General features: G+C 66.3%; 18 protein-coding genes. 12 read left to right on the top strand and 6 right to left on the bottom strand.

Features of this window, described 5'->3' with window-relative positions; translation table 11 throughout:
- Positions 1–70 precede the first annotated feature (70 nt).
- The 3 genes from K1T73_RS14540 to rsfS form a co-directional block, all read right to left on the bottom strand.
- A complete protein-coding gene (locus tag K1T73_RS14540; protein ID WP_220601389.1) occupies positions 71–820 on the bottom strand; it encodes a sulfite exporter TauE/SafE family protein in 750 nt (249 codons plus the stop codon).
- Between the two features lie 185 nt (positions 821–1,005).
- Positions 1,006–1,476: a 23S rRNA (pseudouridine(1915)-N(3))-methyltransferase RlmH gene (gene rlmH, locus K1T73_RS14535; protein ID WP_220601388.1), complete on the bottom strand. Its 471-nt coding sequence runs from the start codon at positions 1,474–1,476 to the stop codon at positions 1,006–1,008.
- 7 nt (positions 1,477–1,483) lie between these two features.
- Positions 1,484–1,849 (bottom strand): ribosome silencing factor, encoded by a 366-nt coding sequence (gene rsfS, locus K1T73_RS14530; RefSeq protein ID WP_259400283.1) that lies wholly within the window; start codon positions 1,847–1,849, stop codon positions 1,484–1,486.
- Between the two features lie 411 nt (positions 1,850–2,260).
- Here rsfS and K1T73_RS14525 point away from each other — a divergent pair, with 411 nt between their 5' ends.
- Positions 2,261–3,919: a sodium:solute symporter family protein gene (locus K1T73_RS14525; protein WP_259400282.1), complete on the top strand. Its 1,659-nt coding sequence runs from the start codon at positions 2,261–2,263 to the stop codon at positions 3,917–3,919.
- Positions 3,920–3,950: 31 nt separating this feature from the next.
- On the top strand, positions 3,951–4,070 hold the full coding sequence (locus K1T73_RS14520) for a putative transporter small subunit (RefSeq protein ID WP_220601387.1): 120 nt from the start codon (positions 3,951–3,953) through the stop codon (positions 4,068–4,070).
- A 10-nt stretch (positions 4,071–4,080) separates the two neighbouring features.
- Here K1T73_RS14520 and K1T73_RS14515 read toward each other — a convergent pair whose 3' ends face one another.
- Positions 4,081–5,445, bottom strand: coding sequence for a mechanosensitive ion channel family protein (locus tag K1T73_RS14515; RefSeq protein ID WP_220601386.1), 1,365 nt, complete (start codon positions 5,443–5,445; stop codon positions 4,081–4,083).
- Between the two features lie 110 nt (positions 5,446–5,555).
- Between K1T73_RS14515 and K1T73_RS14510 the strand changes: the two genes are divergently transcribed.
- Positions 5,556–6,494 carry a histone deacetylase family protein gene (locus tag K1T73_RS14510; protein WP_220601385.1) on the top strand — a complete coding sequence of 313 codons (939 nt, stop codon included), beginning with the start codon at positions 5,556–5,558 and terminating at the stop codon, positions 6,492–6,494.
- A 3-nt stretch (positions 6,495–6,497) separates the two neighbouring features.
- Here K1T73_RS14510 and K1T73_RS14505 read toward each other — a convergent pair whose 3' ends face one another.
- Positions 6,498–7,088, bottom strand: a complete 591-nt coding sequence (locus K1T73_RS14505; RefSeq protein ID WP_259400281.1) for a thermonuclease family protein — start codon at positions 7,086–7,088, stop codon at positions 6,498–6,500.
- A gap of 186 nt (positions 7,089–7,274) precedes the next feature.
- Here K1T73_RS14505 and K1T73_RS14500 point away from each other — a divergent pair, with 186 nt between their 5' ends.
- The 8 genes from K1T73_RS14500 to K1T73_RS14465 all read left to right on the top strand — a co-directional run bounded on the left by K1T73_RS14500 (position 7,275) and on the right by K1T73_RS14465 (position 16,054).
- Entirely contained in the window at positions 7,275–8,699 is a 1,425-nt protein-coding gene (locus K1T73_RS14500) for a circularly permuted type 2 ATP-grasp protein (RefSeq protein WP_220601384.1), read from the top strand.
- Positions 8,699–9,640, top strand: coding sequence for an alpha-E domain-containing protein (locus tag K1T73_RS14495; protein ID WP_220601383.1), 942 nt, complete (start codon positions 8,699–8,701; stop codon positions 9,638–9,640). The genes K1T73_RS14500 and K1T73_RS14495 overlap by 1 nt, the downstream gene beginning before the upstream one ends.
- Positions 9,641–10,438, top strand: coding sequence for a transglutaminase family protein (locus tag K1T73_RS14490; protein WP_220601382.1), 798 nt, complete (start codon positions 9,641–9,643; stop codon positions 10,436–10,438).
- Positions 10,439–10,472: 34 nt separating this feature from the next.
- Positions 10,473–11,204: a peptidase gene (locus K1T73_RS14485; RefSeq protein WP_220601381.1), complete on the top strand. Its 732-nt coding sequence runs from the start codon at positions 10,473–10,475 to the stop codon at positions 11,202–11,204.
- A gap of 88 nt (positions 11,205–11,292) precedes the next feature.
- Positions 11,293–12,468: an MFS transporter gene (locus K1T73_RS14480; protein ID WP_220601380.1), complete on the top strand. Its 1,176-nt coding sequence runs from the start codon at positions 11,293–11,295 to the stop codon at positions 12,466–12,468.
- 78 nt (positions 12,469–12,546) lie between these two features.
- Positions 12,547–13,569 (top strand): aspartate-semialdehyde dehydrogenase, encoded by a 1,023-nt coding sequence (locus tag K1T73_RS14475; RefSeq protein ID WP_220601379.1) that lies wholly within the window; start codon positions 12,547–12,549, stop codon positions 13,567–13,569.
- A gap of 186 nt (positions 13,570–13,755) precedes the next feature.
- The gene (locus K1T73_RS14470) at positions 13,756–15,396 is read left to right on the top strand and encodes a DUF4139 domain-containing protein (protein ID WP_220601378.1); all 1,641 of its coding nucleotides are present in this window, start codon (positions 13,756–13,758) and stop codon (positions 15,394–15,396) included.
- A 58-nt stretch (positions 15,397–15,454) separates the two neighbouring features.
- Positions 15,455–16,054, top strand: coding sequence for a pyridoxamine 5'-phosphate oxidase family protein (locus K1T73_RS14465; protein WP_220601377.1), 600 nt, complete (start codon positions 15,455–15,457; stop codon positions 16,052–16,054).
- Between the two features lie 22 nt (positions 16,055–16,076).
- Here the strand turns inward: K1T73_RS14465 and K1T73_RS14460 are convergent, their stop codons facing one another.
- Complete coding sequence (locus tag K1T73_RS14460) at positions 16,077–16,559, bottom strand: transglycosylase SLT domain-containing protein (RefSeq protein WP_220601376.1); 483 nt, start codon at positions 16,557–16,559, stop codon at positions 16,077–16,079.
- A gap of 274 nt (positions 16,560–16,833) precedes the next feature.
- Here K1T73_RS14460 and K1T73_RS14455 point away from each other — a divergent pair, with 274 nt between their 5' ends.
- Entirely contained in the window at positions 16,834–19,281 is a 2,448-nt protein-coding gene (locus K1T73_RS14455) for an FAD-dependent oxidoreductase (protein ID WP_220601375.1), read from the top strand.
- The last annotated feature ends 11 nt before the right edge of the window (positions 19,282–19,292 follow it).

The raw sequence follows: 19,292 nt of genomic DNA, 5'->3' as shown, positions 1-19,292 counted from the left end.
GACCTCTGCCGTTTGCGCATGGCGGGCCTGCCGCCGGATCAAGGTGACGCAAGGGCAGGTCGCGCGCCCGTCAGCCGAGGAGCCGCCAGAAGAAGACCGCGCTCATCGAGAAGCCGACGAGGGTCACGATGGCGCGCACCGCGCGGCGGGGCAGGGCGCGGGCGATGGGCGCACCGGCGTAGCCGCCAAGCGTCGCGGCGACCATCATCAGCACCGCCTGCGGCCACGCCACGAGGCCCGCCAGCGCGAAAATCGCAACGGAGATGGCCGAAAGCGCGAAGCTGAGCCCGTTCTTCAGCCCGTTCATGCGGTGGATGTCGGTCATGCCCCAGAGCGCGAAGAGCGCCAGCAGCACGATGCCGAGTCCGCCGTTGAAATAGCCGCCATAGACCGCGACGGCGAAGAGGCCGGCGGCGCCTTCGGGAGTGACGCTGCGGGCGCGGGCGGCGGCCCAGTTGCGGATGGGATCGCCGAAGAGGAAGGCCAGCGTCGCCACGAGGAGGAGAACCGGCACGATGGCCGAGAAGGCCGCGTTGGACGACACCAGCAGCAACCCCGAGCCCACCGCGCCCCCCGCGAGCGTAACGAGCACCAAGCGGATCAGCCGTGTGCGGGGGATCGACGCCAGTTCGGCGCGGAATCCCACCGCACCGCCGAGATAGCCCGGAAAGACGGCCATCGCGCTGGTCGCGTTGGCGGCGACGGGCGGGATGCCGGTGAAGACGAGAGCCGGGAAGGTCAGGAAGGTGCCCCCGCCCGCGATCGTGTTGAGCACCCCCGCGCCGAAGGCCGCGAGGGCGAGGATGAGCATGTCGAGCATGGGTGCGCCTGTCCGTTTCGTTCCCTGCGCGGGCGGTTGACCCGTTCGCCGCATCCGAGTCAAGGCGCAGGTGACCTGAATGATCACGACATCGGCAAGCTTGGCCGGTTCGAGGCTGACAGGCGCGTGATCCCCGAGAGCATCGGCGGATCTCGCGACAATGGGAGATGGGACATGTGCCGCAGTCAGGCGCGGTGATAGGGCGCGCCGGCGAGGATGGAGGCGGCGCGGTAGAGCTGTTCGGCGAGCATGACGCGCACGAGCATGTGGGGCCAGACCATCGCGCCGAAGGAGAGCGACAGGTCGGCGCGGGCGCGTAGCGAGGGGTCGAGCCCGTCGGCGCCGCCGATCACGAAGGCCGCATCGCCACGCCCGGCGTCGCGCCAGTCGGCGAGGGTTCGTGCGAATGTCGGGGAGGCGAGGGTCTTGCCGCGTTCGTCGAGCGCCACGACCACGGCGCCGGAGGGAATGGCGCGGTCGAGAAGCGCGGCTTCGGCCGCCATGCCGCCGCCCTTCTTGTCCTCGACCTCGATCACGGTGGCGGGACCGAGGCCCAAGGCCCGCCCGGTACGATCGAGGCGTGCCAGGTAGTCATCGACAAGTTCACGCTCGGGGCCGGGGCGAAGCCGGCCCACGGCGCAGATATGCAGCCGCATCCGCCGCTCAGGACGCGGAGGCGGGTTGCTTGTCGCCCGGAAGCCACATCTTTTCGAGCTGGTAGAACTCGCGCACTTCGGGGCGGAAGACGTGGACGATCACGTCGCCCGTGTCGATCAGCACCCAGTCGCCCGCGTCCTTGCCCTCGATCCGGGCCGACACCGAGAGGTCGGCCTTGAGCCGTTCGATCAGCTTCTCGGCGATCGAGGCGACCTGCCGCGAGGAACGCCCCGAGCAGATGACCATGTAGTCGCCGATGGCCGTCTTGCCGCGCAGGTCCACCTGAACGATGTCTTCGGCCTTGTCGTCGGAAAGAGAGGAGAGGATGCGCGCAAGCTGCGTGTCGCTTCCGGCGCCGGGCGCGGGCGGCACCTGGGCGCCTGTGGATGCGGCCAGGGCCGCGTGGGTCGTCGTGGACAGAACGATGTCCTCCTTGGTTGCGCACCTGATCGCGCCCCGGTGCCGGGCCTGACCCAAAGGTAGCCACGTCAGGGTGACTTTTCAATGAATAGCACCCGTCATCGGCGAATTGGGGCGCATGCGTGATATGTAGTCACCACCGGGAGAACCTGCCGCTTTGGTTCAGTTTCGGTTCGGTTTATGCGGATTTTGGCGCAGACCGGCGTCATTTTGGCGCAATCATGGGTTTACTCCGCGCCGGAGACCTGTAGCGTGCCGGTCAAGAGGCGCCCGTCCGCGAGACGGCACCGGCTTGCAAACGTAAACGATGATCTGCGCGCGGATTCGCGTTACCGTGACGTGGGGACCAACGGGGGACAGCCCATGAACGATCCTGCAATCTTCCAGTTCTCGACGCTGACCGTGATCCTGCTTCTCGTCGGGTTCTATGGGGCGACCTTCCTCATGTCGACCTTCGTGAACCAGAAGGAGGAGAACGTCGACGGCTACATGGTGTCGAGCGGTCGCGTGGGCTTCGGCATCTCGGCGGCGAGCATGACCGCCACTTGGATCTGGGCCGCTTCCTTCTACGGCGCGGCGATCTCGGGATACAATTACGGTCTGTCGGGCCCCCTTCACTACGGCCTCTGGGGCGCGCTGATGATCCTGTTCATCTATCCCTTCGGCCTGCGCTTCCGCCAGCTTGCGCCGAACGCGCACACGCTGGCGGAAGTCATGCACGCGCGGCACGGTTCCGGCAGCCAGATGATCCTCGCGATCTCGAACCTCCTGGGCAGCGTGATCAGCCTGATGGTGAACTTCACCGCCGCCGGCGCGCTTGTCTCGGTCCTGTCGCCGCTGTCGTTCCAGACCGGCGTGCTGATCGCGGGCGTGGGCGTCCTGTCCTACACGCTCTGGTCGGGGTTCCGCGCGTCGATCCTGACGGATTTCGCGCAGGTGGTGGCGATGATGGGCATCGCGGTCATCATCATCCCGTGGGTCTATTTCAACGCGGGCGGCGCCGATGCGCTGCGCGAGGGGATGGCGCAGGTGACGGCGGAGCAGGCGGATTTCTTCTCGCGCACCGCGATCCTCGAACAGGGGGCGCCGTTCTTCGTGGCGGTGCTGGCCTACGCGATCGGCAACCAGACCATCGCGCAGCGCCTGTTCGCCGTGCGCCAAGACCTCATCAAGCCCACCTTCATCACGGCGACGCTGGGCTATGGCTCGATCGTGATCGGGCTGGGGATGCTGGGGATGATGGCGCTTTTCCTCGGGGTGCAGCCGATGAACGGGGACGTCAACAACATCATCCCGCAAATGGCGTCGAGCTATCTGCCGCCCTTCATGATCGCGCTGTTCTTCATCCTCGTGATCGGGTCGCTTTCCTCGACGGCGGATTCGGACTTGTCGGCGCTGAGCGCGATCATGATGACGGATGTCTATGGCCGCAACCTTGCCAAGGGGAAGCCCGACACGAAGAAGATGCTGCTTCTCGGGCGGGCGACGATGATCGTGGCCACCGCCGCGGGGCTCATCTTCGCGAGTTTCTCGCTCGATATCCTCGTGATGCTGGTCTTCGTCGGTGCGCTTTGGGGGGCGATCGTGTTCCCGGTGATCGCCAGTTGCTACTGGAACCGGGTGACCAACGCGGCCTTCGTCTGGGCCGTGGCGGTGGCGCTTCTGCTGTTCTGCGTGGTCCGTTTCGAGCTTCTGACGATGACGGGGTTCACGGCCTATTTCTTCGAGATCGTCGCGGGCGTGGGCGGTGGCGTGGTGGTGGGGCTGATGGCGTTCGGCTTCCTCGGGCGGACCATGGGGCTTCTCGTGGGCGTCATAGGCGCGGTCGCGGGCTGCTGGTATTTCGCGGGCTTCCTGCGGGATTACCCGGTGCTCCTCGCCTCGCTGACGGCCTATGGGTCCAGCACGATCGTCTGCGTCGCGCTCAGCCTCGTGGTGCGGCGCGAGTTCGATTTCGACCTGATCAGCCAGCGGATCGACAATTTCGAGGACATTCCCGAGCCAGAGGCGCTCAAGGGGTAAGCCGGCGCATGGCGTGGCAAAGGAGAGCAAGATGCTGACATTCTACATACTGGTCTGGCCCGTCATCTCGGCCGTGATCCTGGCGATCATCGTCGCGACGTTCCGGAAGGACATGCGCGAGGCGAAGAAAGAGGGCCGCAAGCTCGTCTGACGGGGCGGGCCTACGCGTTGGGCGCGGCGTCCGATCCGGTGGCCGAGTTGAGGTGGCGCACCTCGCGCTGCGGGAAGGGGATCGAGATGTCGTGTTCCTTGAACGCGTCCCAGAGCGCCAGATAGACGTTGCCGCGGATGTTGGTCAGGCCGCCGGTCGGATCGGTGATCCAGAAGCGCAGGATGTAGTCGACCGAACTGTCGCCGAAACCCACGATGTGACACACGGGCGGTTGCGTGTTCAGCACACGCCCGACCCCCTGCGCGGCCTCGATCGCGATGCGGCGCACCAGGTGCGGGTCGTCGCTGTAGGCGGTGCCGAAGAAGATGTCGAGCCGCACGAAATCGTTGGAATGGGACCAGTTGACCACCTGCCCGGTGATCAGGTCCTCGTTCGGGATGAGGTATTCCTTGCCGTCGCGCGTGGTGATCGAGACGTAGCGCGCCCCGAGGCTGTTGATCCAGCCGAACGTGTCGCCGATGGAGATGACGTCGCCGGGCTTGATCGACTTGTCGAGAAGGATGATGAGCCCCGAGACGAGGTTCGAGACCACCTTCTGAAGGCCGAAGCCGAGGCCGACGCCGATCGCGCCCGACAGGACCGCGAGCCCGGTCAGATCCACCCCCACGGCGCGCAACCCGATGAAGAAGGCGGCGCCGTAGAGGACGATCTGCATCACCTTGAGGACGAGTTCCTGCATCGAGGGCGAAATGTCCTCGTTCCGGCGGATGCGGGCCGAGGTGGTGCGCGACACGAAGCGTGCGACGAAGATGAGCGCGGCGATGATCAACAGGCCCTGGAACAGGATCCAGGCCGAGAAGCGTGTCTCGCCCACGGTGAAGGCCGCGCTGTCCATCAGGTCGCGCGCCTCGTCGGTGAGATCGAGGATCATCAGCGTGACCCATGTCCAGCCGAGGTAGCGCACGCATTTGCGCAGGAACGGGTTGGCGATCAGCCGCGTCACGATCGCGATCACCAGCCAGGCGAGCGCGAGGCTCCCGGCGATGGCCAAGAGATAGGAGCGGCTGGGCCAAGTGACCTCGCGCATGATCCAGACGATGGGCCAGGTGATGAGCACCACGAAGATGAGCCTGAGCCTGCGATGGAGGATCACCAGAAGGCGCATCCGCCATTTCGGCCATCCCTCGCGGGTGCGCATCCAGGCGTGGATGCGCGGGCCCAGCACGCGGCGCAGGAGGTGGGCGGCAAGGAAGATCGCGGCGAAGATGACGATCTGGTAGGCGTTCCACGGCCGCATGAGCCCCTCGACGAGGTTCTGCACCTCGCTCCAGAGCGTGAACGCGATTTCCTGCGCATTCTCGCTGAGCGCGTCGGGGTCGACCGCGCGCGTGAGGTCGATGGCATCGCGTTCCATGACGGTCAGAGTGCACCGGGCCGTGTCGGCGCGCAAGCCTCGCAATGGTGGACAACCGCGCGGGTTTGCGGTGTTTTCGTCGGGTCGACACCCACGCGGAGGAGCGCGCCATGACCACGGCCCTTGTCACCCATGATGCCGCCACGCGCCATCTCAACCCCGACGGCCATCCCGAACAGGTGGCGCGGATCGTGCATGTCCTGAAGGCGCTGGAGGGGCGCGAGGTGACGCGGGTGAGCGCGCCGCTGGCGGCCGAGGACGACTTGTTGCGGGTGCATCCGCGCGGATATCTCGAGGCGCTGCGGCGGGCCGGCCCCGACGAGGGGTGGACCCAGATCGACGGGGACACCTTCATGTCGCCCGGCACGCTCGAGGCCGCGACGCGTGCCGTGGGGGGCGCGGTGCGCGCGGTCGACATGGTGATGGCGGGCGAGGCCGTGAATGCCTTCGTCGCCATGCGTCCGCCCGGCCACCATGCCGAGCGCGAGACGGCGATGGGGTTCTGCTATTTCGGGACGGTGGCGGTGGCGGCGAAACACGCGCTCGACCACCACGGGCTGAGCCGCGTGGCCGTGGTCGATTTCGACGTGCATCACGGGAACGGCACGCAGGACCTGCTCGAGGACGATGCGCGGGTGTTCTTCGCCTCGTCGCACCAGAGCCCGCTTTTCCCCGGCACGGGGGCCGCGCATGATACCGGGCCGCATGGCACGGTGATGAACGTGCCGCTGCGCGCGGGGACGGGAAGCGCCGAGTTCCGCCGGGTCTGGGAGCGGGAGATATTGCCCGCCGTGCGCGCGCACCGCCCGGAACTCGTGCTGGTTTCGGCGGGGTTCGACGCGCATCGTGCCGATCCGCTCGCCTCGCTGGACCTGACGGAGGCGGATTTCGAGTGGGTGACGGCGGCGATCTGCGCGCTCGCGGCGGAGGTCTGCGGAGGGCGCGTGGTCTCGAGCCTCGAGGGTGGCTATGACCTCGACGCGCTGGGCCGGAGTGCGGCGGCGCATGTGGATTCGTTGATCGAGGCCGCTAAAAGGGTAGTGACCTGAGATTTATCGCTTCTGCGCACCGGTCGCTTTCCGCTCCTCGAACCGTTCCCACACGTGGAGACGTCCCTTTTGACGGGCGTCTGCCAACCACATCTTCTTGCGGGCGTCGTGAGTTTCCAGCGCGCGATAGCGGCCACCCGAGAACTTGGGCCAGTCGATAGCAAGGCCGAGCTTGACCATTTCCGCGGACAGATCGCTGCCATCTTCCAGCCAGCAGTGCGCGACAGTGCGACCATGGGTGTCCCGCTCAATCACTCGTGCGCGGACTGATCTTCCTTTGCAAAGGGCGACCAAGGCCCATTTCGCCTTTTTTCCATAGGGATGGTCAATCTCGGGTGCATCGATGCCGAAAAGACGTATCTGTGTCTTTCTTATGATCAGCGTATCGCCATCGACGACGTAGGCCGGTCCCTCGATGATCTCGGTCGCAGGTTGCGGTGCGGCCTTGCTTGGGTCGAAGGGGCGCACACGCCGCGCGGTTGCGCGCGGGGTTTTGCCGACAACCTCGGCCCCGTCAAATTTTCCTCGTCGTCTCCTCGAGAGAACGAGCGCGACGACGGCGAGAACCAAAAGAACAAGAAATCCTATTTCCAACTGGACGAACCTTTCCTGGCGTCATTGATCGTTTCCGCGCAGGTGGCGCGACCGCACCCCCAACATTCGCCGTTACTCGCGGAATGCAAGAATTTTCAACTGTTCGCGCAGGCTTGGAAGGGTTCTGGAACGTGACCGCAATCGAGCCAAGTTGCCATGCGGGGGCAAACCTGCAATGGTTTGGGCATGAGTTCAGACGAGACGCACTTCAGCGAGATGCAGACATCGGAGGGTGTCCGGCCCCCCTATGCCTCCTACGCGGCTTGGTTCTCGGAGCAGGATGCGGCGCGGCTCGAGAAGAAGGCGGCGCAGTCGGAGGCGTTCTTCCGGCGCTCGGGGATCACCTTCAACGTCTACGGCGACAGTGACGCGGAGGAACGGCTCATTCCGTTCGACCTCGTGCCGCGTATCCTGTCCAGCCAGGAGTGGACCAGGCTTTCGAGGGGCATCGAGCAACGGGTGCAGGGGATCAACGCCTTCCTGCACGACATCTACAACCGGCAGGAGATCCTGCGCGCGGGTGTCGTGCCGACGGAGTTGATCGCGCAGAACGACGCGTTTCTGCCGGAGATGATGGATTTTACCCCGCCGGGGGGTGTCTATACCCATATCGTCGGCACCGACATCGTGCGCACCGGGGAGGACGAGTTCTACGTGCTCGAGGACAATGCGCGCACGCCCTCGGGCGTGAGCTACATGCTCGAGAACCGCGAGACGATGCTCCAGATGTTCCCGGAACTGTTCAGCAAGATCAAGGTCCAGCCGGTCAGCGACTATCCCAAGAACCTGCGACGCTCGCTGGGGGCCTGTGCGCCCGAAAGCTGCACCGGGCGGCCCTGCGTCGCGGTCCTGACGCCCGGCATGTACAACTCGGCCTATTACGAGCACAGCTTCCTCGCGGACCAGATGGGGGTCGAGCTGGTCGAGGGGCATGACCTGCGGGTCGTGGACGGGTATATCGCGATGCGCACGACGCGGGGCTACCGGCGGATCGACGTGCTCTACCGCCGGGTGGATGACGAGTTTCTCGACCCGCTCACGTTCAACCCGTCCTCGATGCTGGGTGTGCCGGGGATCATGGATGTCTATCGTGCGGGCAATATCACCATCGCCAACGCGCCCGGCACCGGGGTGGCCGACGACAAGGCTATCTACAGCTACATGCCCGATATCGTGGAATTCTACACCGGCGAGAAGGCGATCCTGAAGAATGTCGAGACGCACAGGTGTTCGGACCCCGAGGCGCTGAACTACGTGCTCGACAACCTCGCCGAGCTGGTGGTCAAGGAGGTGCATGGCTCGGGCGGATACGGGATGCTCGTCGGTCCGGCGGCCAGCAAGCGGGAACTTTCGGAGTTCGCCGCGAAGCTCAAGGCACGGCCCGCCAACTACATCGCGCAGCCGACGCTGTCGCTCTCGACCGTGCCGATCTTCAAGAAGAAGGGTCTTGCGCCGCGCCATGTCGATCTGCGCCCCTTCGTGCAGGTGTCGCCCAAGGGGATCAACATCACCCCCGGCGGCCTGACGCGGGTGGCGCTCAAGGCGGGGAGCCTTGTCGTCAACTCGAGCCAGGGCGGCGGCACCAAGGATACGTGGGTATTGGAAGACTGATGCTGGGCAAGACCGCAGGTGGCCTCTACTGGATGTTCCGCTCGCTGGAGCGGGCGGAGAACACCGCGCGGCTCATCGAGGCGGGCTTCCGCATCGCGCTGACGCGCTCGACCGAAGCGGAGGGCGAGTGGAAATCGGTCATCGTCACCTCGGCGGCGCAGGCGGCCTACGAGGCGAAGCACGACGGCTACAACAGTGCGCAGGTCACGAATTTCCTTCTGCGGGATCCCGACAATCCGGGTTCGGTGCTGTCGTCGGTCAAGATCGCGCGGGACAACGCGCGGCTGGTGCGCACGGCGCTCACGACCGAGGTGTGGTCGGCGGTGAACGAGACCTGGATGCTCCTTGTCGACCTGCTGGCCAAGCCGGTGAAGGAGACCGAGTTGCCCGAGGTGCTGGCCGCGATCCGGCATCAATGCGCGCTGGTGCGCGGGGCGCTGACCGGCACGATGCTGCGCAAGGACAGCTATCATTTCTGCCAGCTCGGCATCCATATCGAGCGCACCGACAGCACCGCCCGCATCATCGACGTGAAGTATCACGCGCTTCTGCCGGCCTCGTCGCTGGTGGGCGGACGGCTCGATAACGTGCAATGGGAGACGCTGCTCCGCTCGGTCTCGGCGCATCGCGCGTTTCGCTGGGCCGTGGAGGGCGATTACACCGCGCCGGCCATCGCGGAATTTCTCATCCTCGACCGGCGGATGCCGCGCTCGCTGTCGTTCTGCGTCGCGCAGATCGTGGCGAGCCTGGGGTATCTCGCCGACGATTACGGGGAACGGGTCAGGACCCACGAGCTGGCCGATGCGCTCAACGCGCGGTTGGAAAAACGCGATATCGCGGCAATCTTCGACGAGGGGCTGCACGAGTTCCTGGGGTCCGTGATCCGCGATGTCGCAGCGCTCGGGCAACAGCTCGAGCAGGATTACAGGTTCAATCGGTAGATGCAGCTCAGGATCACCCATACCACGCAATACGACTACGACGAGCCGGTGCATTACGCGTTGCAGAAGGTCCGGCTTCGTCCGACCGACTGGCCCGTCCAGGAGATCGCGGAGTGGGATCTTGCCATCGAGGGGGGGCGGATCGAGGCGAGCTATCGCGATCATTACGGCAACCACACCGACCTCGTGAGCACCGATCCGGGGGCCACAACGCTCAGGATCACGGCGTCGGGCACGGCGATCACGAAGGATGGCTCGGGCGTTCTGGGCCGGGTCTACGGGAGGGCGCCGCTTTGGCATTTCAGGCAGCCGACCCCCGTGACCCTGCCCGGCAAGCGCATCGCGAAGCTGGCCGAGCAGGTGGCGCGGCACGAGACGACGCTGGAAGGGCTGCACGCGCTTTCGGCGGCCATCCTGACCGCCGCGCCCTACGAGCTTGGGCCGACGAACGCGGATACCACCGCCGAGGAGGCGCTGGGGATAGGGCGCGGGGTCTGCCAGGACCACACGCATATCTTCATCGCCGCGGCCCGTGCGGCGGGTTTCCCGGCCCGCTACGTCAGCGGCTACCTCATGCTCAACGAGCAGGTCGACCAGGACGCGAGCCATGCCTGGGCGGAGGCGCATGTGGACGGCCTCGGCTGGGTCGGGTTCGACGTCTCGAACGGGGTGTCGCCGGACGAGAAATACGTGCGTATCGCGATGGGCCGCGATGCGCGGGGTGCGGCACCGGTCTCGGGGATGCGTCTCGGGTCGTCGGATGAAGCGATGATTGTATCCCTGCAAGTGCAGCAATAGACAGGGCGAACCCCTTTCCTACAGGCGAATCACCATGACATATTGCGTTGGCATGCGGATCGAGAGCGGTCTGGTCTTCATGTCGGACACACGCACCAACGCGGGCGTGGACAATTTCTCGGTCGCGCGGAAGATGTTCACCTGGACCGTTCCCGGCGAGCGAAAGTTGACCGTGATGACGGCGGGCAACCTCGCTACGACACAGGCGATGGTCAGCCTGCTGGAGGAACGCTCGGTCCAGGCCGAGGAGCGTGACCCGAGCATCCTGCGGCAGCCCACCATGTTCCAGGTCGCGCGCCTCGTGGGATCGACGCTCAAGGAAGTGATCGCCTCGAGCAGTCCGAACGGACAGGCCTCGGAAGACCGCTTCAGCGCGTCGGTCATCGTGGGCGGGCAGATCAAGGGCGGCGAGCCGACCATCTTCCTCGTCTATCCGGAGGGGAACTTCATCGAGATCACCGCCGACACCCCGTTCCTCCAGATCGGGGAGACGAAATACGGCAAGCCCATCCTCGTCCGGGCCTACGATCCGGCGATGAGTTTCGAGGACGCGGTGAAGCTCCTGCTCATCTCGTTCGACTCGACCGTGAAGGCCAACCTCGGCGTGGGTCTTCCCTTCGACGTGGAGGTGTACGAGACCGGATCGTTCAGCTCGGACCGGCGAACGCGGGTCGAAGGCACCGACAGCATCTACCAGCGGATCTCGGAGACCTGGGGCGACGCGCTCAAGGATGCGTTCCGCAAGTTGCCGAGCTATCCGATCTAGCTCGGGGCTTCGGCCAAGGGCGCACTTGTCAATTCCGGTGCGGCATGCCACGCATCGCGGACCCGATCCTTGCGGAGACCGAGCGGAGATGCGCGCGGGCCTTGCCCTTCTGACCCTAGCTTACGTGCTGAGCCAGTTTTTCCGGGCGTTCCTCGCGGTTCTCGGAGAGGCGCTGGGGCGCGACCTCGGGGCGGGGCCGGGCGACCTGGCCTTCGCGTCGGGCGTCTGGTTCGCGGTATTCGCGGGAATGCAGCCGGCGGTCGGCTGGGCGCTTGACAGGCTGGGGCCGAGCCGGACGGCGGCGGTGCTTCTCACGCTGGGCGGGGGCGGCGGGGCCGCGGTTTTCGCACTGGCGGCGAACCCGTGGCACGTGACGCTTGCCATGGGGCTGATCGGGATGGGGTGCTCTCCGGTCCTGATGGCGGCCTATTACATCATCGCGCGACAGTTCGAGCCCGTCCGGTTCGCGACGCTGGCAGCCGTGATGCTGGGCGTGGGCTCGCTGGGCAACCTCGTGGCGGCGTGGCCGATGGCCTGGGCGACCGAGACCTTCGGCTGGCGCGAGGCGATGTGGGGGCTGGCGTTTCTGTCGGCGGCGGTGGGCATCGGCATCCGGGTCGTGGTCCGCGACCCGGACGCGGTGGAGGGCGACGCGCGCGGGTCGATCCTCGACTTGCTGAGGATGCCGGTCCTCTGGCCGATCCTCGCGCTCATGTTCGTGGCCTATGGTCCGACCGCGGCGATCCGGGGGCTCTGGATCGGGCCCTACATGGCCGATGTCCACGGCCTCGGAACAAGCCAGATCGGACAGGCGACGCTGATCATGGGCTGCGCGATGATCGCGGGCACGTTCCTGATCGGGCCGCTCGACCGGCTGCTGGGCACGCAGAAATGGGTGTGTTTCGGCGCAAACCTCGCCTGCGGTCTGCTGTGCCTCGCGCTGGCGATGAGCGTGGGGGTGAGCGTGGGATTGTCGGTGACGCTTTGCGCGTTGATCGGGCTCAGCGGGGCGAGCTATCCGGTGGTGATCGCCCATGCCCGCGCCTTCGTGCCGCCGCACCTGGCCGGGCGGGGGGTGACGCTTCTCAACCTGTTCGGGATCGGCGGTGCGGGGATCATGCAATTCGGCACCGCCCCGCTTTACCGCGCGGTTCAGCAGGGCGCGGGCGTCGAGGCGGGCTACGCGGCGCTCTTCGGGTTCTTCGGACTGAGCGCGCTTCTGGGCACGCTCGTCTACCTCTGGAGCCGCGACGCCGCGCGCTGAGCCGCTCCGCCCCCTTCCCCTTGCCCCGCGTTGGGGATATGAGGCGCGGGCCAACCCCCAGCATCCGGAGGGAACACCATGGGTTACAAGGTCGTCGTCGTGGGCGCCACGGGCAACGTGGGCCGCGAAATGCTGAACATCCTGGCCGAGCGCCAGTTTCCGGTCGATGAGATCGCGGCACTCGCGTCGCGCCGGTCGCTCGGGACCGAGGTGAGCTTCGGTGACCGAACCCTGAAGACAAAGGACCTGGACGCGTTCGATTTCACCGGTTGGGACATCGCGCTTTTCGCGATCGGATCGGAGGCGACCAAGCAATATGCCCCGAAGGCCGCGAAGGCCGGTTGCGTCGTGATCGACAACTCCTCGCTCTACCGCTACGACCCGGACGTCCCGCTGGTCGTGCCCGAGTGCAACCCGGAGGCGGTCGACGGCTATGCCAAGAAGGGCATCATCGCGAACCCCAACTGCTCGACCGCGCAGATGGTCGTGGCGCTGAAGCCGCTGCATGATCGCGCGCGGATCAAGCGCGTGGTCGTCTCGACCTACCAGTCGGTGAGCGGCGCGGGCAAGGACGGGATGGACGAGCTCTGGGACCAGACCAAATCGGTCTACAACCCCACCTCGGAGGTGCCGCCGAAGAAGTTCCAGAAGGAAATCGCCTTCAACGTCATTCCGCATATCGACGTCTTCATGGAGGACGGATCGACCAAGGAGGAATGGAAGATGGTGGCCGAGACCAAGAAGATCGTGGATCCCGCGATCAAGGTCACGGCGACCTGCGTGCGGGTGCCGGTCTTCGTTGGCCATTCGGAGGCGATAAACATCGAGTTCGAGGAATATCTCGACGAGGACGAGGCCCGCGATATCCTGCGCGAGGCCCCCGGCATCATGGTGATCGACAAGCGCGAGGACGGCGGATACGTCACGCCCAAGGAATGCGTGGGCGATTTCGCCACCTTCATCAGCCGCATCCGCCAGGACACGACGGTCGAGAACGGCCTCAACCTCTGGTGTGTCAGTGACAACCTGCGCAAGGGCGCGGCACTCAACGCGGTGCAGATCGCCGAGACGCTGGGCAACCGGGTCCTGAAGAAGGGCTGAGCGGTGACGCTCGGGCGGGAGCCCGGCAGGCCGAGAGACGGGGCCGGGATCTTGCGGGGATCTCGGCCCCTTTTCCTTTCGGGAAAGCGATCACGGCGCGCGTTTTTTCGCGTATGATGCGGGGCGGTGTTTGCAATCGGCCAGCCGACTGCGATCATGCGCCCTGTATTCCAAGGAGGATTTTCCATGCGCGCCCTTCCCCTCATTCTCGCGGTCTTTCCCTCGGTGATCTGGGCCGCGGACATCCCGGTCGAGACCGATGTGAGCACGGTGACCCTTTACCCAAGGGGCGGGACGGTGATCCGCGAGGCGAGCTTCGATGTGACCGAGGGGAGCCACGACCTGATCGTGCTCGACCTGCCGCGGAACACGGACCTGGGCTCGGTGCGCGTCGCGGTCGAGGGCGCGACGCTGGGCGCTGTGACGGCGCGGCAGGACTATGTTCCGCCGAGGGACGATACGAAATCCGCCGCGATCGAGGCCGCGGAGGCCGAGGTCGAACGGCTGGAAGAGGACCTGCGCGATGCGCTGGCCGAGATCCGGCGTATCGAACTGGCCGAGGAGGCTGCGGCGGCGCGCATCGCGTTCCTGGGATATCTCGGCTCGGGCGAGGGTGTGGCGGGAATGGACGTCACCACCCTGCGCGACCTGTCGCGGATGATCGGGGAAGAGACGCTTGCCGCCAAGGTCGCGGCGCATGAGGCGCGGCTTCGCGCCGAGGAAGCGGAACGGAACCTCGAGGACACGCGCGAGGCGTTGCAGAAGGCGCGCGACGCGCTGGCCGCGCTGGTGCCGCAGGACACCCCGCGTGCCCTGCTGGCCGTGGCTGTCGAGGCGGAGGCGGCGGGCGAGGGGCGCCTGACGCTGACCTACAACGTGGCAGAGGCATCCTGGGGCCCGGTTTATGACATGCGGCTCGAACGCGAAAGCGGAGCGCTCACCATCGAGCGCGGCGCCTATGTCGCACAGGCCACCGGCGAGAACTGGGAAGGGGTTGCCCTGAGCCTCTCCACCGTGCGGCCGAGCGACCAGACCGATCCGAGCGAGATACATCCCTGGCGGCGCTGGATCGAGGACGAGGCGCAGGTGAAGCGCCAGACCCACGGGGCCGTGACCGATCTGCAGATGGAGCCCGCCTATTCCGAGAGCCGTGCCGAGGGTGACATGGCGGAGGCGCCCGCGCCGGTCATCGTGGCGGATGCCGACTATGACGGGCTGGCGGTGACCTACAGCTATCCCGAGCCCGTGACGCTTGCCTCGGGGGCCGACCGGGTGCGGGTGACCCTGGGCGAGTTGACCACCGAGACGGAGGTCTATGCCCGCGCCGTGCCGCTGGCCGATCGCACCGCCTTCCTGGTGGCCGGGATGACCAACGAGACGGGCGAACTGATCCTGCCCGGCGAGGTGATGAAATATCTCGATGGGCGTTACGTGGGGCGGGGCTTCACCGATCTCGTCCCGGTGGGCGCGGAGACCGACATCGCCTTCGGCCCGATCGAGGGACTGCGCCTCAAGCGTCAGGTCGAAGACCGCGAGGAGGGGGACCGGGGCGTGATCAGCCGGTCGAACGACCTGAGCGAGAGGGTGCGGATCGAGGTGGAGAACCTCACGGCGCGCGCATGGCCCGTGCGCCTTACGGATCGCGTGCCCTATACCGAGCAGGAAGACCTGGAGATCGACTGGGAAGCGACACCGATGCCCGACACCCGGGACGTGGATGGCGAGCGCGGCATCCTCGAATGGCGCTTTGACATTGCCCCGGGCGAGACACAGGTGATCACGCTCGAACAGGAGCTGGAGTGGCCGGAGGGAAAGGTGTTGCGGTGAGCGGGCCGACCCCGAGCGGGACGATCCCGGCCGAGGCGACGCATGGAGGACCGGGTTCATGATGACCGAGGCGAGATTGCGCGAGCTTTACGGCGAGGCGAGCCCGCGCGCGGCGGCGAAGGCCATCGACCGCTTCGACCGGCACTGCCGGGAGTTCATCGCGGCGAGCCCGTTCCTTGTCATCGCCACGACGGATGGAGAGACGCTCGACGTGTCGCCCAAGGGCGATCCGGCGGGGTTCGTGGAGGTCGAGGACGACCGGCATCTGCTGATCCCCGACCGGCCGGGCAACAACCGGCTGGACGGGATGCTGAACCTGTTGCGCAATCCCGAGGTGGCGGTGATCTTCCTTATCCCCGGTGTGGACGAGACGCTGCGCGTCAACGGCCGGGCCAGTATCGAGGAAGGCTCCGAGCTTTGCGCGCGGTTCGCGATCAAGGGGCGTGCGCCCCGGACGGTGCTGCGGGTGGCGGCGCGCGAGATATTCCTGCATTGTGGCAAGGCACCGCTTCGCGGGGGGCTGTGGACGCCCGAAACCTGGGCCCCAACCCGCCCGGTCGACACGCTCTCCGAGATCGTGCGGGACCATGCCGAGGTCGAGGTCGAGGACACGAGCCAAGCGGGCGTGGACGCGCTTTACCGCCGTTCGCTCTACTGACGCGCCCTCGCCGCAGCCGCGATCAGCGGCAGTGCTTGGCGATTTCGCGGTTGAGAAGCCCCGTCTCGACAAGCTGGCAGCGGTTGCGGGCCTGGTAGTAGTAGCCGCGCGCATACCACATGACCGCGTCGTCCATGCTTCCGTCCGAGACGAGCCACGCGCCGCGCAGGTACTTGACCGCGTATTTCAGGTTGGTCTCGGCATCGAGAAGATCCGAGGGCTTGCCGCGGAAGCCCATCTGGCCGGCGGTTTCGGGCAGGATCTGCATCATGCCGTAATAGGGGCCGTTGCGGGCGCCCGGACGATAGTCGCTTTCGCGCTGGATCACGCGATGCACAAGCGGGCGCGGCACCTCGTAGGCGTCGGCATACTTGTTGACGAGGGCGCGGATTTCCGGGGTTTCGCCCGGATGGAGGGCGAGGGCCGTGGGCTTCGGAGCCACTTCGGGCATCCTTGCGGAGCAGGCGGTGAGCAGGAGCGTGAGAACGAGAAGCGTGTGGCGCATGGGACCGATGTTCCAAGTGAATACGCGCCTTTTCTGCGGATCGAATCGCGGTCGCGCAAGCTTTGCGGGCCTGCTGCGGCGGGTTTTCGCCAGCGCGAGCGGTGGACAAGGGCGCCAAGGCAGGCGGTTCGGGATGAGATGGAGTTCGCCCGGGCCGCCCGCGCTGTCGGCTTGGTGCTGAATTTCACCGTCTGAGTGACGCTTTTGCATAGGGCAGGGCCGGGAAATGCGCGGCATGGTCGGGCGGCAACCCACGAGATCGGAGCCTGCCATCATGTCCCTGCCAACCCACGCGCGCGTCGTCATAATCGGAGGCGGCGTTGTCGGCTGTTCGGTCGCCTATCACCTGGCGAAGCTGGGCTGGAGCGATGTCGTCCTGCTGGAACGCAAGCAGTTGACGAGCGGGACGACATGGCACGCGGCGGGCCTGATCGGACAGTTGCGGGCGTCGTCCAACATGACGAAGCTCGCGCGCTACACGGCGGAACTGTATCGCGGGCTCGAGGAGGAAACGGGTGTCGCGACCGGGTTGCGGCAATGCGGCTCGGTGTCGGCCGCGCTGACCGGGGAGCGGCTGGAAGAGCTTCACCGTGCCGCGGCGATGGCCCGGGCCTTCGGCGTGTCGGTGGAAGAACTTTCGCCGGCCGAGATCAAGGAGAAATACCCCCATCTCAACGTCGAGGATGTCACCGGGGGCGTCTGGCTTCCGACCGACGGGCAGGCGGACCCGGCCAATATCGCGCTCGCGCTCGCCAAGGGCGCGCGGCAGCGCGGCGCGCTGGTGAAGGAGCGGATCAAGGTCACGGGTGTCACCCGGGACGGGCGGCGCGTGACGGGCGTGGACTGGACCGCCGATGAAGGCGGCGAGACCGGCCATGTTACCTGCGACCACGTGGTCAACTGTGCCGGCATGTGGGGCCGGGAGGTGGGCGCGATGCTGAACACCAATGTCCCGCTTCATGCCTGCGAGCACTTCTATATCGTGACCGAGGCGATCAAGGGGCTCGAGCAGTTGCCGGTCCTGCGGGTGCCGGACGAATGCGCCTATTACAAAGAGGATGCGGGAAAGATCCTTCTGGGCGCGTTCGAGCCGAAATCGAAGCCCTGGGGGATGAACGGCATTCCCGAAAGTTTCGAATTCGACCAGTTGCCCGAGGATTTCGACCATTTTGAGCCGATCCTCGAAGCCGCGTGCAACCGGATGCCGATCCTGGCCGAGGCGGGGATTCACACGTTCTTCAACGGGCCGGAAAGCTTCACGCCCGACGATGCCTATCACCTGGGCCTGTGTCCCGAAATGGACAATGTCTGGGTTGCCGCCGGGTTCAACTCCATCGGCATCCAGAGCGCGGGCGGGGCGGGACACGCCCTGTCGCTGTGGATGGAGAGCGGCGAGAAACCCTTCGACCTTGGCGACGTGGACATCTCGCGGATGCAGCCGTTCCAGGGCAACCGGCACTACCTCTTCGAGCGCTCGAAGGAGACACTGGGCCTGCTTTATGCCGACCATTTCCCCTATCGCCAGAAGGCGACGGCGCGGGGGGTGCGGCGTTCGCCCTTCCACGCGCACCTCGCGGAGCGGGGTGCGGTCTTTGGCGAAACGGCGGGGTGGGAGCGGGCCAACTGGTTTGCCGAGAAGGGGCAGGCGCGCGAATATGTCTATTCCTGGGGCCGGCAGAACTGGTTCGAGAATGCCGCTGCCGAACACCGGGCGGTGCGCGAGGGCGTGGGCATGTACGACATGTCGTCCTTCGGCAAGCTGCGGGTCGAGGGGCCGGACGCGGAGGCCTTTCTCAACCATGTGGGCGGCGGCGATTTCTCGGTGCCGGTGGGGCGGATCGTCTATACGCAGTTCCTGAACGCGAGGGGCGGAATCGAGGCGGATGTGACGGTGACGCGTCTTTCGGAGACCGCCTATCTCGTTGTGACGCCGGGGGCCACGCGTCTTGCCGACCAGACATGGATGGAGCGCCACAGGGGAGATTTCGGTGTCGTCATCACCGATGTGACTGCGGGCGAGGGCGTGCTGGCGGTCATGGGTCCGAAGGCCCGCGAGGTGATGCGGGCCGTCTCGCCTGCCGATTTCTCGAACGAGGCGCATCCTTTCGGCATGGCGCGCGAGATCGAGCTTGGCATGGGACTCGCGCGGGCGCACCGGGTGAGCTACGTGGGCGAGCTGGGCTGGGAGATATACGTGAGCGCGGACATGGCAGGCCACGCCTTCGAGACGCTCTGGGAGGCGGGCGCGGCGCATGGGCTGAAGCTCTGCGGGATGCACATGATGGACAGTTGCCGCATCGAGAAGGCCTTTCGCCATTTCGGCCACGACATCACGAGCGAGGATCACGTGCTGGAGGCGGGGCTGGGCTTCGCGGTGAAGACAGCGAAGCCCGAGTTCATCGGGCGCGACGCGGTGCTCCGCAAGAAGGAGGCGGGGCTTTCGCACCGGATGGTGCAATTCCGCCTGACCGATCCCGAGCCGCTGCTCTATCACCATGAGCCGATCCTGCGGGACGGCGAGATCGTGAGCTACCTTAGTTCGGGGAATTACGGCCATCACCTCGGCGGCGCGATCGGGATGGGCTATGTGCCCTGCAAGAGCGAGAGCGCGGAGGATGTGCTGGCGTCGCGCTACGAGATCGACGTGGCGGGCACACGGGTGCGCGCCGAGGCGAGCCTGCGGCCGATGTATGATCCGAAAGGCGAGCGGGTGAAGGCGTAACGCGTCCGGCC

Origin of the sequence: Roseovarius sp. SCSIO 43702, assembly GCF_019599045.1 — a bacterium.
GTDB lineage: Bacteria > Pseudomonadota > Alphaproteobacteria > Rhodobacterales > Rhodobacteraceae > Roseovarius.
This window is presented reverse-complemented; position numbering and strand designations above follow the sequence as displayed.

What these genes read in the sequence shown, in the direction of transcription:
- K1T73_RS14495 (WP_220601383.1), top strand. Translation starts at nt 8,699, where the DNA reads ATGCTGGGCAAGACCGCAGGTGGCCTCTACTGGATGTTCCGCTCGCTG.
- K1T73_RS14515 (WP_220601386.1), bottom strand. Translation starts at nt 5,445, where the DNA reads ATGGAACGCGATGCCATCGACCTCACGCGCGCGGTCGACCCCGACGCG.
- K1T73_RS14485 (WP_220601381.1), top strand. Translation starts at nt 10,473, where the DNA reads ATGACATATTGCGTTGGCATGCGGATCGAGAGCGGTCTGGTCTTCATG.
- K1T73_RS14490 (WP_220601382.1), top strand. Translation starts at nt 9,641, where the DNA reads ATGCAGCTCAGGATCACCCATACCACGCAATACGACTACGACGAGCCG.
- K1T73_RS14475 (WP_220601379.1), top strand. Translation starts at nt 12,547, where the DNA reads ATGGGTTACAAGGTCGTCGTCGTGGGCGCCACGGGCAACGTGGGCCGC.
- K1T73_RS14460 (WP_220601376.1), bottom strand. Translation starts at nt 16,559, where the DNA reads ATGCGCCACACGCTTCTCGTTCTCACGCTCCTGCTCACCGCCTGCTCC.
- K1T73_RS14525 (WP_259400282.1), top strand. Translation starts at nt 2,261, where the DNA reads ATGAACGATCCTGCAATCTTCCAGTTCTCGACGCTGACCGTGATCCTG.
- rlmH (WP_220601388.1), bottom strand. Translation starts at nt 1,476, where the DNA reads ATGCGGCTGCATATCTGCGCCGTGGGCCGGCTTCGCCCCGGCCCCGAG.
- K1T73_RS14470 (WP_220601378.1), top strand. Translation starts at nt 13,756, where the DNA reads ATGCGCGCCCTTCCCCTCATTCTCGCGGTCTTTCCCTCGGTGATCTGG.
- K1T73_RS14520 (WP_220601387.1), top strand. Translation starts at nt 3,951, where the DNA reads ATGCTGACATTCTACATACTGGTCTGGCCCGTCATCTCGGCCGTGATC.
- K1T73_RS14500 (WP_220601384.1), top strand. Translation starts at nt 7,275, where the DNA reads ATGAGTTCAGACGAGACGCACTTCAGCGAGATGCAGACATCGGAGGGT.
- K1T73_RS14540 (WP_220601389.1), bottom strand. Translation starts at nt 820, where the DNA reads ATGCTCGACATGCTCATCCTCGCCCTCGCGGCCTTCGGCGCGGGGGTG.
- K1T73_RS14455 (WP_220601375.1), top strand. Translation starts at nt 16,834, where the DNA reads ATGTCCCTGCCAACCCACGCGCGCGTCGTCATAATCGGAGGCGGCGTT.
- K1T73_RS14465 (WP_220601377.1), top strand. Translation starts at nt 15,455, where the DNA reads ATGATGACCGAGGCGAGATTGCGCGAGCTTTACGGCGAGGCGAGCCCG.
- K1T73_RS14510 (WP_220601385.1), top strand. Translation starts at nt 5,556, where the DNA reads ATGACCACGGCCCTTGTCACCCATGATGCCGCCACGCGCCATCTCAAC.
- K1T73_RS14480 (WP_220601380.1), top strand. Translation starts at nt 11,293, where the DNA reads ATGCGCGCGGGCCTTGCCCTTCTGACCCTAGCTTACGTGCTGAGCCAG.